Here is a 15785-nt window from a genome sequence, read left to right on the forward strand (position 1 = left end):
TGCTTCGAGGTGGTGGGACCGGCGGTGCGGCTCAGTCAGAACCCCCGACCGTCGCCGGCGCGCACGTCGCGGGCGGCGGCGAGCTTGGACTGCATTCCGTAGATCTCGATGAAGCCCCGCGAGGAGGACTGGTCGAAGGTGTCTCCGCTCTCGTAGGTGGCCAGGTTGAAGTCGTACAGGCCCGTCTCGGAGCGGCGCCCGTTGACGGTCGCCCGACCGCCGTGCAGGACCATCCGGATATCACCGTTGACGTAGCGCTGCGTGTCCTCGATGAAGGCGTCCATGGAGCGCTTGAGCGGGGAGTACCACTGGGCCTCGTAGACGAGATCGGCCCAGGTCTGCTCCATGCTCCGCTTGTAGCGGTGCTGCATACGCTCCAGGGTGACGGCCTCGAGCGCCCGGTGGGCCTCGATCAGGGCCACGGCGCCGGGGGCCTCGTAGATCTCGCGGGACTTGATCCCCACGAGCCGATCCTCGACCATGTCGATACGCCCCACGCCCTGGGCGCCGGCCCTGCGGTTGAGCTCCTGAATCGCCTCCAGAGGGCTGACGTCGCGACCGTCGATGGCTACGGGGATGCCCTCCTTGAAGGTGAGGATCACCTCGTCGGGCAGGGGCGGGTAGGCAGGGTCGTCGGTGTAGACGTAGACGTCCTTGGTGGGGGCGTTCCACAGGTCCTCGAGGTACCCGGTCTCAATGGCGCGGCCCCAGACGTTCTGGTCGATGGAGAAGGGGTTGTGCTTGGTGGTCTCGATTGGCAGGTTGTGCTTCTCGGCGTAGTCGATGGCTACGTCACGGGTCAGCGCCAGGTCGCGTACCGGGGAGATGCAGTCCATGTCGGGGGCCATGGAGGTGATGGAGACCTCGAAGCGGACCTGGTCGTTGCCCTTGCCGGTGCAGCCGTGCGCCACGGTGTGCGCGCCGAACTCGCGGGCGGCCTTGACCAGGTGGCGGGCGATGACGGGGCGGGACAGGGCCGAGACGAGCGGGTAGGTCCCCTCGTAGAGGGCGTTGGCCTTGAGCGCCGGCATGCAGTAGTCGTTGGCGAACTCGTCTCGGGCGTCGGCGACATAGGCCTCGACGGCGCCGCAGTCGAGGGCTCGCTGACGGATTACCTCAAGGTCCTCTCCGCCCTGGCCGACGTCGACGGCGACGGCCACAACCTCTCGACCGGTGGCCTCACCGATCCAGCCGATGGCGACGGACGTGTCCAGGCCTCCGGAGTAGGCCAGGACGACACGGTCCTTGTGGATGCTCAATGGGATCACTCTTCTCTTCGTGATGACGCCGCTGCAGCGGCGCCGAGGTGACGGGGGATGTCAAGGGTGGTGGGGAGAGGTCAGGCTCGGGCCGAGGGATCGGCCAGGGCGAGCAGGTGTCTGGCCACGTCGGCCGCGACCTGGGCGCCGCGGGTGATGACCAGGACGGTGTCGTCGCCGGCGATGCACCCCATGACGCCGGGCATCATGGCGTCGTCGACGGCCCCGGCGAGCAGCTGGGCACCGCCGGCGGGAGTTCGCAGGACCACCTGGGGGCCGGCCCACTCGGCGGTGACCAGCAGCTCGGCGCACCACCGGGACAGGCGGGCGGTGGTGTGGGCGCGCAGGGAGTCGTCGGTCTCCTCCGTCTCTAAGAGGGCACCGGTAGGAACCTGGCCGGGGGCACCGGCTTCGGGCATGGAGTAGATGAGCTCACCGCCCGGGGCTCGGATCTTCGTGGCCCGCAGCTCCACCAGATCCCGCGAGAGCGTGGCCTGAGTGGTGCTGATTCCGCGCTGTGCCAGGGCCTTGCGCAACTCGGCCTGCGAGCGGATGCGTTCGCGCGACAGGATCTGGACGATGCTGGCGTGCCTGGCGGTCTTGGTCCCGGGCACCAGGGGGGCCGTTGCCTCCAGATCACGCTGAGAGGCCTCAATGGCGGCGCTCATGAACCGGCTTTCTCTGACTGTGCCCGGGCAAGGACCTCGGACAGCGTGGTGGTGAAGACTCCGGCGTCATCGTCGGAGAGGATGAAGGGGGGAGCCAGGCGGATCGTATCGGGGCGCGGCGCGTTGACGATGAAACCGCGGGCCGCCAGGGCAGCGGCGATCTCAGCAGCGGGTGGGAGCCCGTCGTCCAGCCCGATGCCGAGCAGCAGACCCCGGCCGCGCACCTGGTCGACTCCGTCAACCGCTGCCAGCTCCCTGGACCAGGCCGAGCCGAGCTGCTGAACCCGCTCCAGCAGGGACTGGCTGCGGATGGTCCCGATGACGGCGAGCGCTGCTGCACAGGCCACCGGGTTGCCGCCGAAGGTGGTGCCGTGCTGCCCCGGCTCGAGGAGAGCGGCGGCCTGCCCAGTGGCGACGACCGCGCCGATGGGGATTCCTCCGCCCAGTCCCTTGGCCAGGGTGACGACGTCGGGGACGACGCCCGGCGCCAGCAGGTAGTGGGCCATCCAGGCGCCGGTGCGTCCCATTCCGGTCTGGACCTCATCGATGATGAGCAGCGCGCCGGCGGCCTCGGTCAGCTCGCGGGCCGCCTCCAGGTATCCGGCGGGCAGCTCACGCACCCCGGCCTCACCCTGAATAGGTTCGACGACGAGTGCCGCCACATCCGGCCCCAGCGCGGTGCGCAGGGCCTCGATGTCGCCGGCGGGGAGGAACTCGACTCCTCCGGGCAGTGGCTCGAAGGGCTCGCGGTAGGCGGCCTTGTGGGTCAGGGCCAGGGCGCCCATGGTCCTGCCGTGAAAGGCGTCCTGAAGGGCCAGGACACGGGGGCGCCGGCTCCCGCCGTGGCGGCGGGCGATCTTGAAGGCGGCCTCATTGGCCTCGGTACCGGAGTTGGCCAGGAAGACGCGGGAGTCTTGAGCGGGGCGGTCGGGGAAGGTGAGCCGGACGAGCTCCTCGGCGAGGCCGACCTGGGCGGGGGTGGTGAAGAAATTCGACACGTGCCCCAGCTCGGAGAGCTGCTCGGTGACGGCCCGGATGATCGCGGGGTGCGCGTGCCCCAGGCAGTTGACGGCGATGCCTGCCAGCAGGTCGATGTACTCCTGACCGTCGGCGTCCCAGACGTGGGCGCCCCTCCCCCGGACCAGGACCCGGCCGGGGGTGCCGAAGGTGTTCATGACGGCGTCGGTGTAGCGCGCCAGCCAGCCGGCGTTGCCGGTGTCGGGCCCCTTCGCCTCCGCAGTGGGTGCCGGTGCTTGCGAGGAGTGGGTCATAGGCTCTTGCCTCCGTTCAGCGGCGGGACCGGAGCGTCTCCAGGGTGGATGACGGTACCGACTCCCTGGTCGGTGACGATCTCGAGCAGCATGCTGTGGGCCTGGCGCCCGTCAACGACGTGCGCCTGCCCGACTCCCCCGTAGACGGCCCGCAGGCAGGCCTCCATCTTGGGGATCATCCCGGCCTCGAGCGTGGGCAGGAGCTCCTCCAGCGCGGCGGTACTGATGAAGGGCACCAGTGTGCTGCGGTCTGGCCAGGCGGAGTAGAGCCCCTCAACGTCGGTGAGCATGAGCAGGGTACGGGCCTTGAGGGCCACGGCAATCGCGGCGGCGGCCGTGTCGGCGTTGACGTTGAGGACGGTCTCGGAGTCCGTCGTCAGCGGGGCGACCGAGGAGATGACCGGGATGCGGCCCTGGTCGAGCAGGTCGATGATGGGCTGAGGACTGACGTCGACGACGTCGCCGACCAGGCCGACGTCGACCTTGTTCCCGTCCACCGTGGCCAGGCGCTGCCGGGCTCGCAGGAGCCCACCGTCCTCACCGCTGATGCCGACGGCGGCGGAGCCGTCGGTGTTGAGCAGAGAGACGAGCTCGCGCTGCACGGAACCGGTGAGCACCATGCGGACCACGTCCATGACCTCGGGGGTGGTGACACGCAGTCCTCCGCGGAACTCCGAGGCGATGCCCAGCCGCTTGAGCATCGCGTTGATCTGGGGCCCGCCGCCGTGAACGACGACGGGGCGCACCCCGACCTGGTGCAGGAAGAGGATGTCCTGGGCGAAGGCGCGCTTGAGCTCATCGTTGACCATGGCGTTGCCGCCGTACTTGATGACCATGGTGGCGCCCTTGTAGGTGCGCAGCCACGGCACGGCCTCCAGCAGGACGGATGCCTTGGTCTGTGGGTCGAGAGGGGTACGTTTCATGTCGTGTAGTCCGCGTTGATGGTGACGTATCCGTGAGTGAGGTCGTTGGTCCACACGGTGGCCTGGGCCGGGCCCGCCGACAGCTCGATGTCGATGCGGGTCTCGCGTGGGCTCATGTCCACCGCGTCCCGGTTGGGTTGGGGGGCGCCGTGGCTGAAGATCGTGATGCCGTTGATAGCGACGTCGACCTCGTCGGGGTTGAAGGGGCAGACGTCCTCGGGCACGGTCCCCAGCTGGGAGAGGATGCGCCCCCAGTTGGGGTCGGCCCCGGCGACGGCGCACTTGAGGAGGTTGGAGGAGCTGACGGTGCGGGCTGCGGCCTCAGCGGCCTCCTCGCTGACGGCGCCGGAGACGGTGATGGCGATGTCGTGGGTGGCGCCCTCGGCGTCGGCCACCAGGCGCCGGCCGAGCCGGCTCATCACCTCAGTGAGCGCCTCGTCGAGCTCGTCCTGGGAGGGAGTGGTGCCCGAGGCTCCGGAGGCCAGTAGGAGGACCGTGTCGTTGGTGGACATGCACCCGTCGGAGTTGATCCGGTTGACGGTTCGCATCGTGGCGGAGGCCAGGGCGTCCTGGGCCTGCTCAGGGGTGAGGACGGCGTCGGTGGTGATGACAGCGAGCATCGTGGCCAGCCCTGGGGCCAGCATGCCCACGCCCTTAATCATGCCGCCGATGGTCCAGCTCTGCTCGCCGGTACCGACCGTGAGAGCGTCCTCCTTGGAGACGGTGTCGGTCGTCATGATGGCGGTGGCGGCGTCGGTACCGGCCTGAGGCGTGTCGGCCAGGGCGAGGGCCGCGACGTCGACGCCCTCCAGGAGGACGGGCATGTCGATGCGCTCGCCGATGACGCCCGTGGAGCAGACCAGGACCTGGTCCGGTTCGATGCCCACCAGGCCGGCTGCACGGGCCGCGGTGGCCTCGGTATCACGCAGGCCCTGCGCTCCGGTGCAGGCGTTGGCGCTGCCGGAGTTGAGGACGACGGCGCGGGCGTGGCCCGGCTGCCCGCCTTCCTGGCCGGCAAGGAGCCGGCGTGACCAGACCACGGGGGCTGCAACGACGCGGTTGGTGGTGAACACCCCGGCCGCGGTGTCCAGCGGCCCGTCATTGACGACGAGGGCGAGGTCGGGCTTGCCGGAGGCCTTCAGACCGGCGCGCACGCCGGCGGCGCGGAATCCCTGTGCTGCGGTCACGCTCACGGTGCGACTCCTTGGATGGTGATGGCAGTGGTCTCCTCCAGCCCGAGGGCGAGGTTGAGGGACTGAACCGCGGCACTGGCGGTGCCCTTGCCGAGGTTGTCGATGGCGCACATGGCCACGACGGCATCCGCACCACGGTCGATGGCGACCTGAACGGTGGCGGTCCCGCTCCCCAGGACAGTGCCGGTGGTGGGCCAGGTCCCCTCGGGAAGCAGCTGGATGAGGCTCTCACCACTACCGGTGGCCCCGTAGGCGGCATCCCAGGCGGTTCGCAGGGCGGCTTCGGGGTCGGGGGCCTCCCGCAGAGCCGCAGTCATGGGGGCGGTGACGGTGGCCAGGATGCCGCGGCTCATGGGGACCAGGACCGGGGTGAAGGACAGCCGTGCTGCTCCGGCGGCGGCTCCGGCCACCTCCAGGTTCTGGAGGATCTCGGGAATGTGCCGGTGGGTGCCTCCGACGGCGTAGGGCTGAGCCGACCCCAGCGCCTCGGCCGCGGTGAGGTGAGGCTTGAGGGCCTTGCCCGCGCCGGAGTATCCGACGGCCAGCACCGCGGTCAGCCGGGAGGGATCGAGGAGTCCGGCGGCGATACCGGGCTGGACGGCCAGGGTGGCGGCGGTGACGTTGCATCCGGGGACGGCGATGCGCCTGGAGGCTGCCAGCTCCTCGCGCTGGGCGTGGGCTCGAGTCTCGCCGTGGTGCAGGAGCTCGGGCATCCCGTAGGTCCAGGCGCCGGCGTAGTCCGAGCCGTAGTAGGCCTCCCACGCCTGCTGACTGGTCAGGCGGTGGTCCGCGCCGCAGTCGATGAGTAGCGGCGCGCTTCTGCCGCCCGAGGCGAGCTCCTCGAGAGCCGCCGTGATGGCTCCGGAAGCTCCGTGCGGCAGGGCCAGGACGACGACGTCGTGCTCGGCGAGGATCTCCGCCTCGGTGGGCTGGACGATGCGGTCCGCCAGGGAAAGCAGGTGCGGGTGGTGCTCGCCGAGCCGACTGCCGGCGGACGAGGCCGCGGTGAGCGCACCGACCTCCACCTCCGGGTGAGCCGTGAGCAGGCGCAGAACCTCACCACCGGCGTACCCGGTGGCTCCAGCAACAGCAACTGACCAAGTCATGCAGCAACCATACATCCGCCTGCATAGAAATGCAGTCATCGTCTGCTGCTGTGACTCATCTCCCCTCCACCCTCAGGGCCGGGGACGCCAGGGACGCCGGGGGCTAGGACCGGTCGCAGCGACTGGTGAGCGTGTCGTCATAGAGGGAGGTGGCGATGGCGTCGGCCCACTGGCGCACCTCGTCCCAGTCGCGGTAGTCACCCTCGGTCGCTCCCCCGAGCTTGGCGATGGAGCGCTCCCGCAGGCTGAGCTTGGAGGGGTCGAAGCAGCCCGCGAAGGTCACGTGATCCTCCGGGTCGATGGCCAGCAGCACCGGGCCGATGCGCGTGGGGTCGGAGACCTTGCCCTTGGGCAGGCCGGAGAGCCCCACGGAGAAGGCCCACACGGGCCTGGCTCTGAGGACGTCATGGAAGCGCGTGGTGAAGTCGACGGCCTCCGGCATCCACGTGGTCATGTAGACCGCACTGCCCAGGATGAAGGCGTCGTACTCCTCGACGCTGTCAACATCCTCGGGGCGCTTGGTCTCCACATCGATGTGGGCGGCCCGGAGCCGCTCAGCAATCACCGCGGCCACCTCATCGGTGGACCCATGCTTGGAGGAAGAGGTCAGCAGGATCTTCATGCCACCTAGTATTACCGAGACCACACCCGCTGTCCGGGATCCTCCACTCGACAAAATCACTGAAGAAGCACTGACGGCCATGATGTGCATCACATCATGGCCGTCAGTGCTTCTAGGACAGCTGGCGGGCCCTGCGTGGGTCAGCTGCGCAGCTCGGCTCCCAGGAGCTTGGCGGCGCGCTTGACCACGCGCTTGCGCACGCCGGCAGTCTCCTCGGCGGTCAGTGTGCGGTCAGGGGCTCGCAGCACCAGGGAGAACGCCAGCGACTTCTTGCCCTCGCCGAGCTGGGGGCCGCGGAAGACGTCGAAGAGGCGGACCTCCTCGGCCAGGTCCCCGGCAGCCTGTCTGACCAGGGCCTCGACCTCGGCGGCGGTGGTGGTCTCGTCGACGACCAGGGCGATGTCCTCCTTGGCGGCCGGGAAGGTGGAGACGGGCTTGACCTGGAGCGCCCCGGCGTCGCGGGCGGTCTCCAGCAGCGGGTCGAGGTTGATCTCGACGGCGCAGGCCCGCTCGGGGAGTCCGAGCGCGCGCACGACCCGCGGGTGGAGCTCGCCGGCGTGGGCGATGAGCCTGCCGGGCTCGATCTCCTTGCCCCGACGTCGGCCGGGCAGGCGGATCTCCGCGGTGCGGCCGGGGTGCCAGGGGGCGTAGGGGTACTCGGGGGCGCGGACCTCGATCGTGACCCCGAGTGCGGCGGCCACGGTGCGGACCACCTCGACGGCGTCGGCCCAGTCCCAGGGGCGGCCGGCCCCGAGAACCCCGGAGCGCTCGTGCTCACCGGTCATGACGGCGCCGATGTAGGTGGGCTGGGCGGGGATGCCCGCCTCGAGGGCTGCCTCCTCGGACTGGCTGGGGCGCCCGGCTGTTCCGGGGATCGGGGCGGGAACGGTGCCGGCCGGGTGCGTAACGGATCCGACCTCGAAGACGGCGACGTCGGTCAGGCCGCGCGAGACGTTGCGCCGGGCGACGTCGACCAGGGAGTCGAGCACGCTGGTGCGCAGGTAGGGGGCGTCCTCGGCCAGGGGGTTGGCCAGACGGACTGTCTGTCGGCGAGCGTCGTCGGCGGGGAGCTCGAGCAGGTCGTGGACCTCCCCGATGAAGGGGTAGGACAGGACCTGGGTGAGTCCGGCGTCGGCCAGGGCGCGCACGATGTCGCGGCGGGCCCTCTGGTCGGCACTCAGCCCCGTGCCGGCGGGGGCCGTGGGCACGATGACCGGGATGGCGTCGTATCCGTCGAGGCGGGCGATCTCCTCGGCCAGGTGGGCCGGGCCCACCAGGTCCGGGCGCCAGGTCGGCGGGGTGACGGTCAGCAGTACGGTTCCGTCCTCGGCGGAGCCGCCGCGCTCCACGGTGCAGCCGATGGTGGTGAGCAGCTCGGTGACGCGCTCAGTTCCGTAGGCGACGCCGGTGAGCCGCTCGGCGGCATCGGCGCGCATGGTGATGGGCTCGGGGGCCCGGGTGCGGTCGATGTCGGTGGCCACGGGCTCGGCGGTGCCGCCGCCGTACTCCACGAGCAGGTCAACGGCGCGCTGGGCGGCAATGGGGGCCAGCTCGGTGTCCACGCCGCGCTCGTTGCGCTTGGAGGACTCGGTGGGCAGCTTGTGGCGTCGCGAGGAGCGGGCCACGCTGACCGGGTCGAAGTGGGCGGCCTCGATGAGGACGTCACGGGTGTCGGCGTCGACCTCGCTGAGAGCCCCGCCGAAGACACCGGCCAGGACCAGGGCCCGTGAGCCCTCGCCCTCCGGGGAGTCGGCGATGACCAGGTCCTCGGGGTCGAGGCTGCGGGTGACCTCGTCGAGGAACGTGAGGCGCTCGCCGTCCTTCGCCCGCCGAACGACGATGGGGGCGGTGAGCTTGCCGGCGTCGAAGGCGTGCAGTGGCTGGCCCAGGTCGAGCATGACGTAGTTGGTGACATCCACGGCCAGGGAGATGGGTCGCATGCCTGCGGCGGTGAGGCGGTCCTGCATCCAGGTCGGCGACGGTGCGCTCGGGTCGATGCCGCGCACGAGGCGGGCGACGTAGCGGTCGCATCCGGGGCGCCCGTGGATGGGGCGGGGGTCCTCTGGGACGACGACGTCGTAGCCGCCCTGCCCGGCGCCGGCCACGCCATTGGGGTACAGCCCCGTGTTGGTGGCGTCGGCGGGGTCGGTGAAGCGGGCGCCGGTGGAGTGGGAGTACTCGCGGGCCACGCCACGCATGGAGAAGCAGTAGCCACGGTCCGGGGTCACGTTGATCTCCAGGACCTCCTCACCCAGGCCGAGGATGCCGATGGCGTCGGTCCCGGGAGCGGGCAGCTCCTCACCCTCGTGTCCGTGCTCGGCCAGCCACTGCTGGAGCACGATGATGCCGGAGTGGTCCTCCCCGATGCCGAGCTCGCGGGCCGAGCAGATCATGCCGTCGGAGACATGCCCGTAGGTCTTGCGCGCGGCGATGCGGAAGTCGCCGGGCAGGACGGCGCCGGGCAGGCAGACGACGACGTAGTCTCCGACGTCGAAGTTGTGGGCGCCGCAGACGATGCCGCGGCTGGGCAGGTCGGAGGGCTCCTTGCCGGTGCCGGGGGCGTCATTGTGCTCGGGGCCGACGTCGACGCGGCAGTAGTTGATGACCTTGCCGTTGGACTGCTCCTTGGCCTCGCGGGTGAGGACCTTGCCGACGACGAGGGGGCCGGTGACGGCCGGAGGAACGATGCGCTCCTCCTCCAGGCCCACGCGCACGAGGTCGGCGGCGAGCTGCTCGGCGCTCAGGCCGGTGGGGACGTCGACGTGCTCGCGCAGCCATTCAATGGGGACGTAAGGCATGTCAGTTTCCCTTTCCGGTGGTGCCGAACTGCTGGGAGAAGCGGATGTCGCCCTCGACGATGTCGTGCATGTCGGCGATTCCGTGGCGCAGCATGAGGGTGCGCTCCAGGCCCATGCCGAAGGCGAAGCCCGTGTAGGCCTCGGGGTCGATGCCGCAGGCGGTGAGCACGTTGGGGTTGACCATGCCGCAGCCTCCCCACTCGATCCAGCCGGCACCGCCCTTCTTCTGGGGGAACCACAGGTCCATCTCGGCGCTGGGCTCGGTGAAGGGGAAGAAGGAAGGGCGCAGGCGGGTGCGCGCCTCGGGGCCGAACATGGCCTTGGCGAAGTGGTCGAGGACGCCCTTGAGGTGCGCCATCGTCAGGCCCTTGTCCACGGCCAGGCCCTCGACCTGATGGAAGACAGGGGTGTGGGTGGCGTCGAGCTCGTCGGAGCGGAAGACCTTGCCGGGGCAGGCCACGTAGAGCGGGGGCTGCTGCTCGAGCATGACGCGGGCCTGGACCGGGGAGGTGTGGGTGCGCAGCACGAGGTTGGCAGCCTGCCCCTCGGCGGCCCCGACGCTGGCACCGTCGATGTAGAAGGTGTCCTGCATCTGGCGGGCGGGATGGTCGGCGTCGAAGTTGAGAGCGTCGAAGTCGAACCACTCGTGCTCGACCTCCGGCCCCTCAGCGATGGACCATCCCATGGAGGTGAAGAAGTCGCAGACCTCGTCGATGAGGACGTCGAGGGGGTGACGGGCACCGGCCTGCGTGCGCGAGGTGGGGATGGTGACGTCGACAGCCTCGGTGCGCAGCATCTCTTCCTCTGCGGCGGCCTCGAGGGTCTCCTGCCTGGCGGTCAGAGCCTTGGCGATGCGCCCGCGAGCGCCGCCCAGGAGTTTGCCGGCGGTGGGCTTGTCCGCCTTGTCCAGGGTGCCGATGAGCCGGTTGGCCAGGGTCAGGGGCGAGGCGTCGCCGGTATGGGCCAGGCGGGCCTCCTTGAGCTCGGCGAGGGTGCCGGCTGCGGCGAAGGCGGCCAGGGCCTCCTCGACGGCGGCGTTGATGCCGTCCTCGTCCAGGGGCGAGAGCGCGCCGGGAGCGTCAGTCATAGTGCGGTGCCTTCCACCAGGTGTCTCCGGAGTTGTCCGCCCTTAAGGGTAGTCCGCGCCGTCGCGTCAGTGTGAATCGTCCCGTCACCGGGGTGGCGCGGCGACCTGCCCAACGTGGTCATGGGTTGGTCATGGGTTGGTCATGGGCTCCGGTGGGATTGCCGCCGCCTGGGACTTGACGGTGACGTTACGTCACCTGCTGTCATGGATTCATGCACGTCAAGGAGCTCGCTCGGATCGCCGGCACCACGCCGAGGGCGGTGCGCTACTACCACCACCTGGGTCTGTTGGAGATCCCGCCTACGGTGCGGGGGCGGCGCGAGTACGGCGTCGAGCACGTGGCCCGTCTGCTGCGTATCCGGTGGCTGGCCGATGGCGGACTGTCGCTGACCCAGGTGGCGCAGATGCTCGCCTCGGACACGATCGGCACCGATCAGGACTCCCGCCGTGAGGCGGTGCTGCGCGACCTGAGGGCCACTCGGGGCACGATCGAGGCGCAGCGGCACAGCCTTGCCGAGCAGGCCTCCCGGGTCGATGAGCTCATCGCCCGGGTGGAGCGCGGTGAGGGCCTGTCCCCCGCTCCCAGCGCTCTGACCCGTTTCTATGACGACATCGAGGCCCGGATCACCCGGCTGGGCGGCAGTGTGCGAGGCCTGCGGGCGGAGCGGCAGATGATGGTGGTGCTCGCCTCTCTGGGCATGGTGCCCAACAGTGCGATCCCCTTCATCGAGGCGCTGGATGAGGCTGATCGAGAGCTGTCCGCCCAGCAGGTCGCGGACTTCGCCCGTCTGACCACCTTGCCTGAGAGCGAGGGGCTCGCCGAGGCCCACCGGCTGGCGCAGAACAGCTGGGGGCTCGCATACCGCCACAAGAAGCACGCCCTGGCCGTCCTGGACGACCTTCCCTCGGGTGCTCTGGGGCGCACCATGTGGCGACTGACCCATGTGCTGACCACCTCCAGCTACCCCCATCCGGCTCAGCAGGCCTTCGTGGCTGAGCTCATACAGCTCATGCTCGCCGATCCGGACTTCGCCGCAACAATCCGCCGCTCAGCGGGAGAGGAGCCAGTGCTGTGAGAGTGAAGAGAGCCGAAGTGGAGAAGGCAACGGGTGCGTCAGCAGCGCCGTCCCGCTCGGATACGGACGAGCCCATCACGGATTCCTCTCCCGGCGCGGTCCGTGATCTGGGCGCCGGCTGCGAGCCGCCGGTGCGCGTGCGCGGCCTGGTTAAGCACTTCGGGCGCTTCAAGGCGCTTGACGGCCTGGACCTGACCGTGGAGGCAGGCAGTGTCCACGGCTTCCTCGGCCCCAACGGGGCGGGTAAGTCCACCACGATCCGCGTCCTGCTGGGGCTCTACCGGCCCGACGGCGGAAGCGTGAGTGTGCTGGGCAGCGAGCCGTGGAGGCAGGCCGCGGCCATCAACCGGCAGGTCTCCTATGTTCCCGGTGACGTGGCGCTGTGGCCGGCCCTGACCGGTGGCCAGGTGCTCGACGCCTTGGCCGGGCTGCGCGGCTCGCGCGACGCCGAGCGGGAGGCTGAGCTCATTGAGCGCTTCGATCTGGATCCCAGCAAGCGGGTACGGACCTACTCCAAGGGGAATCGGCAGAAGGTGGCGCTGGTGGCCGCCCTGGCCGCGCCCACGAGCCTGCTGGTGCTCGACGAGCCCACCAGTGGCCTGGATCCGCTGATGGAGCGGGTCTTCACCGAGGAGGTCACCAGAGCTGCCGGCGAGGGCCGCACGGTTCTGCTCTCCAGTCACATCCTGGCCGAGGTCCAGCGCCTGTGCAGTGCGGTGACGATCATCAAGGACGGCCGGGTGGTCGAGCAGGGCGACCTGGGGACTCTGCGGCGGTTGTCACGCACCCGCATCGAGCTGGGCGCTGCGAGCGACGAGCTCGGGACCGTCTCCCGGGCGCTGGAGGCCCTGGGGCTCGACGGCATCGAGGACGGTGGCCGCCTGAGCCTTGAGGTGGCGGCGGAGCAGGTGCCGACGGTGCTGAGCCTCGCGGGCGAGCACCGGATCCAGGACGTCACCTGCGAGCCGGCCAGTTTGGAGGATCTCTTCCTGCGTCACTACGAGGAGGCCTGATGAACGCCGCATCGAGCACAGCAACGGGCACGGCAGTGGCGATCATCAGCTCCGGCACGCACGGCGCCCTGGCCGGCTGGGACGCCTACCTGCGGATTCTGCTCAGACGATTCCGGATTCAGATCGCGGCCTGGCTGGCGCCCCTGTGGCTGTTGGTCGGTGTCACCGCACCGAGCTACGAAAGCGTCTACCCCTCTTTGGAGACCCGGACGGTGCTCATCGAGCAGATGCGAAAGTCTCCGGGAACGCGCCTGCTGTATGGCTATGTCCCCGTGCCCGGCCGGCTAGGCCAGCTCCTGCAGTGGGAGACCGGAACCTTCCTGCTCGTGTGCACCTCACTCATGGCGATCCTGCTGACCTGCCGGGTCCTGCGGGCCGATGAGGACGAGGGGCTCGTCGAGATTCTCCGCGCCACGGGCGCGGGCAGGTCGGTTCCTTTTCTCGTGCCAGTGACCCTGGTGTGGGTGGTGGTCGCCGCCCTGTCCGCGGGGGTCGGAGGCCTTCTGGCCTGGCAGACCGGGAGCATCGAGGAGCTGACGGTGAGTGGGGCCTGGGCACTGGCCGGGACGGTCTGCGTGACGGGATGGGTGTTCTCGGCCATCGCGGCGGTGGCCTGCCAGCAGGGTCGTCAGGTGGGCCAGGCCAGGGGCCTGTCCATGATGGTGCTCGCACTCGCCTTCGTGCTGCGGGTGAGCGCCGACCAACTCTCAGACGGCACCGGATCGGACTGGCTCCGGTGGCTGACTCCCCTGGGGTGGCGCGACCTCGTGCGCCCTTACACCGATGACCGGTTCGCGGTGCTCGCGGTGTGCTGCGCCGTGGCCATCGCTGTGGCGCTCAGCGCCGCAGTGCTCGCCGCGCGCCGTGAGTACCTGGACGGCTACCTGCCCGACCGCAGTTCGTCTCGGCGCCGGTGGCGGGTGCGGGGGCACATGAATCTGCTCGCGCGCCTGTCGTGGCGCAGCCTCGTCGGCTGGGCCCTGGCCTCGACGGCTCTGGCACTCCTGTATGGCTCGGTGTCCGGCAGCATTAAGGATCTGCTGGCCCCTGGTTCTCCGACGGCCTCCTGGGTCGGCAAGATGGCCGTGGGGTCCCCGGTGGAGCAGTTCATGTCCCTCATGACAGTGGTCACGACGCTGCTTGTGGCCGTGGCCGCGGTGCGATGGGTGAACCAGTTGGCTGGTCTGGAGCGTGCGGGACTGGTGGAGGTCGAGCTGGCCGCCGGGGTGAGTCGTGGCCGAGTTCTCCTGTCCCAGGTTCTGTGCGCACTGATCGAGTCGATCGTCTTGCTGCTGGTCTCGGCGACGGTTCTGGCGGCGACGACGGCGACTCAGCTCACCGACGACCACGCCGTGGCGCGTTCTTTCGTGTTCACCGTGAGCCAGCTACCCGGCATGATGGCGGCCGTCGGGATCGCGACCGCTCTGGTGGGTCTGGCACCGAGACTGATCGGCCTGTCCTGGGCGGTCGTGGCCTGGAGCGCCTTCGCCCAGTTCTTCGGCGGGCTCGTGGAACTCAAGGACTGGGTCAAGGATCTCAGCGTGCTGGGTCACCATCTCGACGTCGTCGGCTCCCCCGACTGGAAGCCCTTGGCCGCCCAGACTGCGGTTGGCCTCGTCGGCGTTGCGATCGGCATGGTCGCCTACACCCGCCGCGACCTGCCCTCCTGACAACGAGACGCGTTCTCCTATCTCGTCATCTTCTGTTGCTCTCAGAGCACACAGGCCGCGGTGACCAGGTGGAGAAGGGCCACGACAAGAGGGAACGCAACCATTCCCGGCACGCGGTGCACGACACCGATAGCGACGTCTCCTAGCTGGGCGACCGCCGCTGCGACCAGGACGAGCAAAGTCAGCGGCCGGGCAGGATCCAGCCAGACGACAACAGCGACCAGCAATCCGAGCGGGATGCCTCGAGCCGCGTACATGGCCGGATAGAAACGTCCCCCGGACTCGCCGTCCCAGGAAGGGTCGAGCGTCTGCGGGCGGATCAGAGCGACGACACCGAAGCCTGCTGAGATGATTCCCAGCGACGTGTTCAGTAGTGCGAGCCACCATGGCATGAGGACCGCCCCCTCACATCATTCAGAACTGAATAATTCCGCAGTGTACCGTTGACGTCATGGGAAGAGAAGACGGTCACGCGATCCTGTCCTCGGCGTGCTTCCAGCTCGGTATCGCAGGAGCCCAGATCACCCGATCGTTCTCACTGCTCATCCAGCACACCGGCCTCACCCACAAGCAGGTGGGACTGCTCGCGGTCGTCGACGCCGGAGTGGCGACCTCTCAACGTGAGATCGCCACACAACTTCACGTCGCCCCAAGCCTGGTGGTCACACTCGTCGACCAGCTCACCAGGTACGGCGCCGTGCGCAGGACACGCAGTCAGAGCGATCGTCGAGTGCAGACCATCGAGATCACCGGCGAAGGACGCAGATTACTGAAGGCTGCCACCGACGTCGCCAGCAGACTCGACGCCGACCTGCGCACCCCCCTCTCCCCCGACGATCAACAGGCTTTGGACAGGCTCCTGCCTTCCCTCCTTCACGCCGCCATGGCAACAGGTCAAGACGAGGCGTAGCCCAGGAACACTCACCGGCCCCGACGCGAGGACCGAGCCTTGGTCCGCCCACGCCACGGTCGACCTCATCGACGTATCAAGGTCACACCTCGCTGACCCAGCTAGAACATCGATGGGTTCAAGGGCAGCAGACGTCATCATCACCTATGACATCGAGATGCAGAATGCCGCACATTACTGCATCCCCTC

Annotated in this window: 14 protein-coding genes; 4 read left to right on the forward strand and 10 right to left on the reverse strand. The window is 69.4% G+C overall.

Annotated features, from left to right (window positions below):
- Positions 1–35: 35 nt before the first annotated feature.
- The 9 genes from HW274_RS07680 to pheS form a co-directional block, all read right to left on the reverse strand.
- Complete coding sequence (locus HW274_RS07680; protein ID WP_075253393.1) at positions 36–1259, reverse strand: argininosuccinate synthase; 1224 nt, start codon at positions 1257–1259, stop codon at positions 36–38.
- Positions 1260–1339: 80 nt separating this feature from the next.
- Positions 1340–1927, reverse strand: a complete 588-nt coding sequence (locus tag HW274_RS07685) for an arginine repressor (protein ID WP_075253392.1) — start codon at positions 1925–1927, stop codon at positions 1340–1342.
- Positions 1924–3198 (reverse strand): acetylornithine transaminase, encoded by a 1275-nt coding sequence (locus HW274_RS07690; protein ID WP_185988516.1) that lies wholly within the window; start codon positions 3196–3198, stop codon positions 1924–1926. The genes HW274_RS07685 and HW274_RS07690 overlap by 4 nt, the downstream gene beginning before the upstream one ends.
- Positions 3195–4121 carry an acetylglutamate kinase gene (argB, locus tag HW274_RS07695; protein WP_075253390.1) on the reverse strand — a complete coding sequence of 309 codons (927 nt, stop codon included), beginning with the start codon at positions 4119–4121 and terminating at the stop codon, positions 3195–3197. Before argB ends, HW274_RS07690 begins: the two co-directional genes overlap by 4 nt.
- On the reverse strand, positions 4118–5314 hold the full coding sequence (argJ, locus tag HW274_RS07700; protein WP_185988517.1) for a bifunctional glutamate N-acetyltransferase/amino-acid acetyltransferase ArgJ: 1197 nt from the start codon (positions 5312–5314) through the stop codon (positions 4118–4120). Before argJ ends, argB begins: the two co-directional genes overlap by 4 nt.
- On the reverse strand, positions 5311–6420 hold the full coding sequence (argC, locus tag HW274_RS07705) for an N-acetyl-gamma-glutamyl-phosphate reductase (RefSeq protein ID WP_185988518.1): 1110 nt from the start codon (positions 6418–6420) through the stop codon (positions 5311–5313). The genes argJ and argC overlap by 4 nt, the downstream gene beginning before the upstream one ends.
- Positions 6421–6523: 103 nt before the next feature.
- On the reverse strand, positions 6524–7042 hold the full coding sequence (locus HW274_RS07710; protein ID WP_075405116.1) for a flavodoxin domain-containing protein: 519 nt from the start codon (positions 7040–7042) through the stop codon (positions 6524–6526).
- Positions 7043–7182: 140 nt separating this feature from the next.
- Positions 7183–9840, reverse strand: coding sequence for a phenylalanine--tRNA ligase subunit beta (gene pheT, locus HW274_RS07715; RefSeq protein WP_185988519.1), 2658 nt, complete (start codon positions 9838–9840; stop codon positions 7183–7185).
- 1 nt (position 9841) lies between these two features.
- A complete protein-coding gene (gene pheS / locus HW274_RS07720; RefSeq protein WP_185988520.1) occupies positions 9842–10927 on the reverse strand; it encodes a phenylalanine--tRNA ligase subunit alpha in 1086 nt (361 codons plus the stop codon).
- Between the two features lie 212 nt (positions 10928–11139).
- Here pheS and HW274_RS07725 point away from each other — a divergent pair, with 212 nt between their 5' ends.
- From HW274_RS07725 to HW274_RS07735, 3 genes are read left to right on the forward strand one after another with little or no spacing between them, the layout of a single operon-like run.
- Positions 11140–12003: a MerR family transcriptional regulator gene (locus tag HW274_RS07725; protein WP_185988521.1), complete on the forward strand. Its 864-nt coding sequence runs from the start codon at positions 11140–11142 to the stop codon at positions 12001–12003.
- Complete coding sequence (locus HW274_RS07730) at positions 12000–13016, forward strand: ABC transporter ATP-binding protein (protein ID WP_313902153.1); 1017 nt, start codon at positions 12000–12002, stop codon at positions 13014–13016. Before HW274_RS07725 ends, HW274_RS07730 begins: the two co-directional genes overlap by 4 nt.
- Entirely contained in the window at positions 13016–14686 is a 1671-nt protein-coding gene (locus HW274_RS07735; RefSeq protein WP_185988522.1) for an ABC transporter permease, read from the forward strand. Before HW274_RS07730 ends, HW274_RS07735 begins: the two co-directional genes overlap by 1 nt.
- Before the next feature lie 41 nt (positions 14687–14727).
- On the opposite strand, the gene HW274_RS07740 is transcribed toward HW274_RS07735, so the two are convergent.
- Positions 14728–15078, reverse strand: coding sequence for a hypothetical protein (locus HW274_RS07740; protein WP_185988523.1), 351 nt, complete (start codon positions 15076–15078; stop codon positions 14728–14730).
- Between the two features lie 59 nt (positions 15079–15137).
- Between HW274_RS07740 and HW274_RS07745 the strand changes: the two genes are divergently transcribed.
- Entirely contained in the window at positions 15138–15596 is a 459-nt protein-coding gene (locus HW274_RS07745) for a MarR family winged helix-turn-helix transcriptional regulator (RefSeq protein WP_185988524.1), read from the forward strand.
- Positions 15597–15785: the final 189 nt, after the last annotated feature.

The organism is Actinomyces sp. oral taxon 169, assembly GCF_013394715.1.
GTDB lineage: Bacteria > Actinomycetota > Actinomycetes > Actinomycetales > Actinomycetaceae > Actinomyces.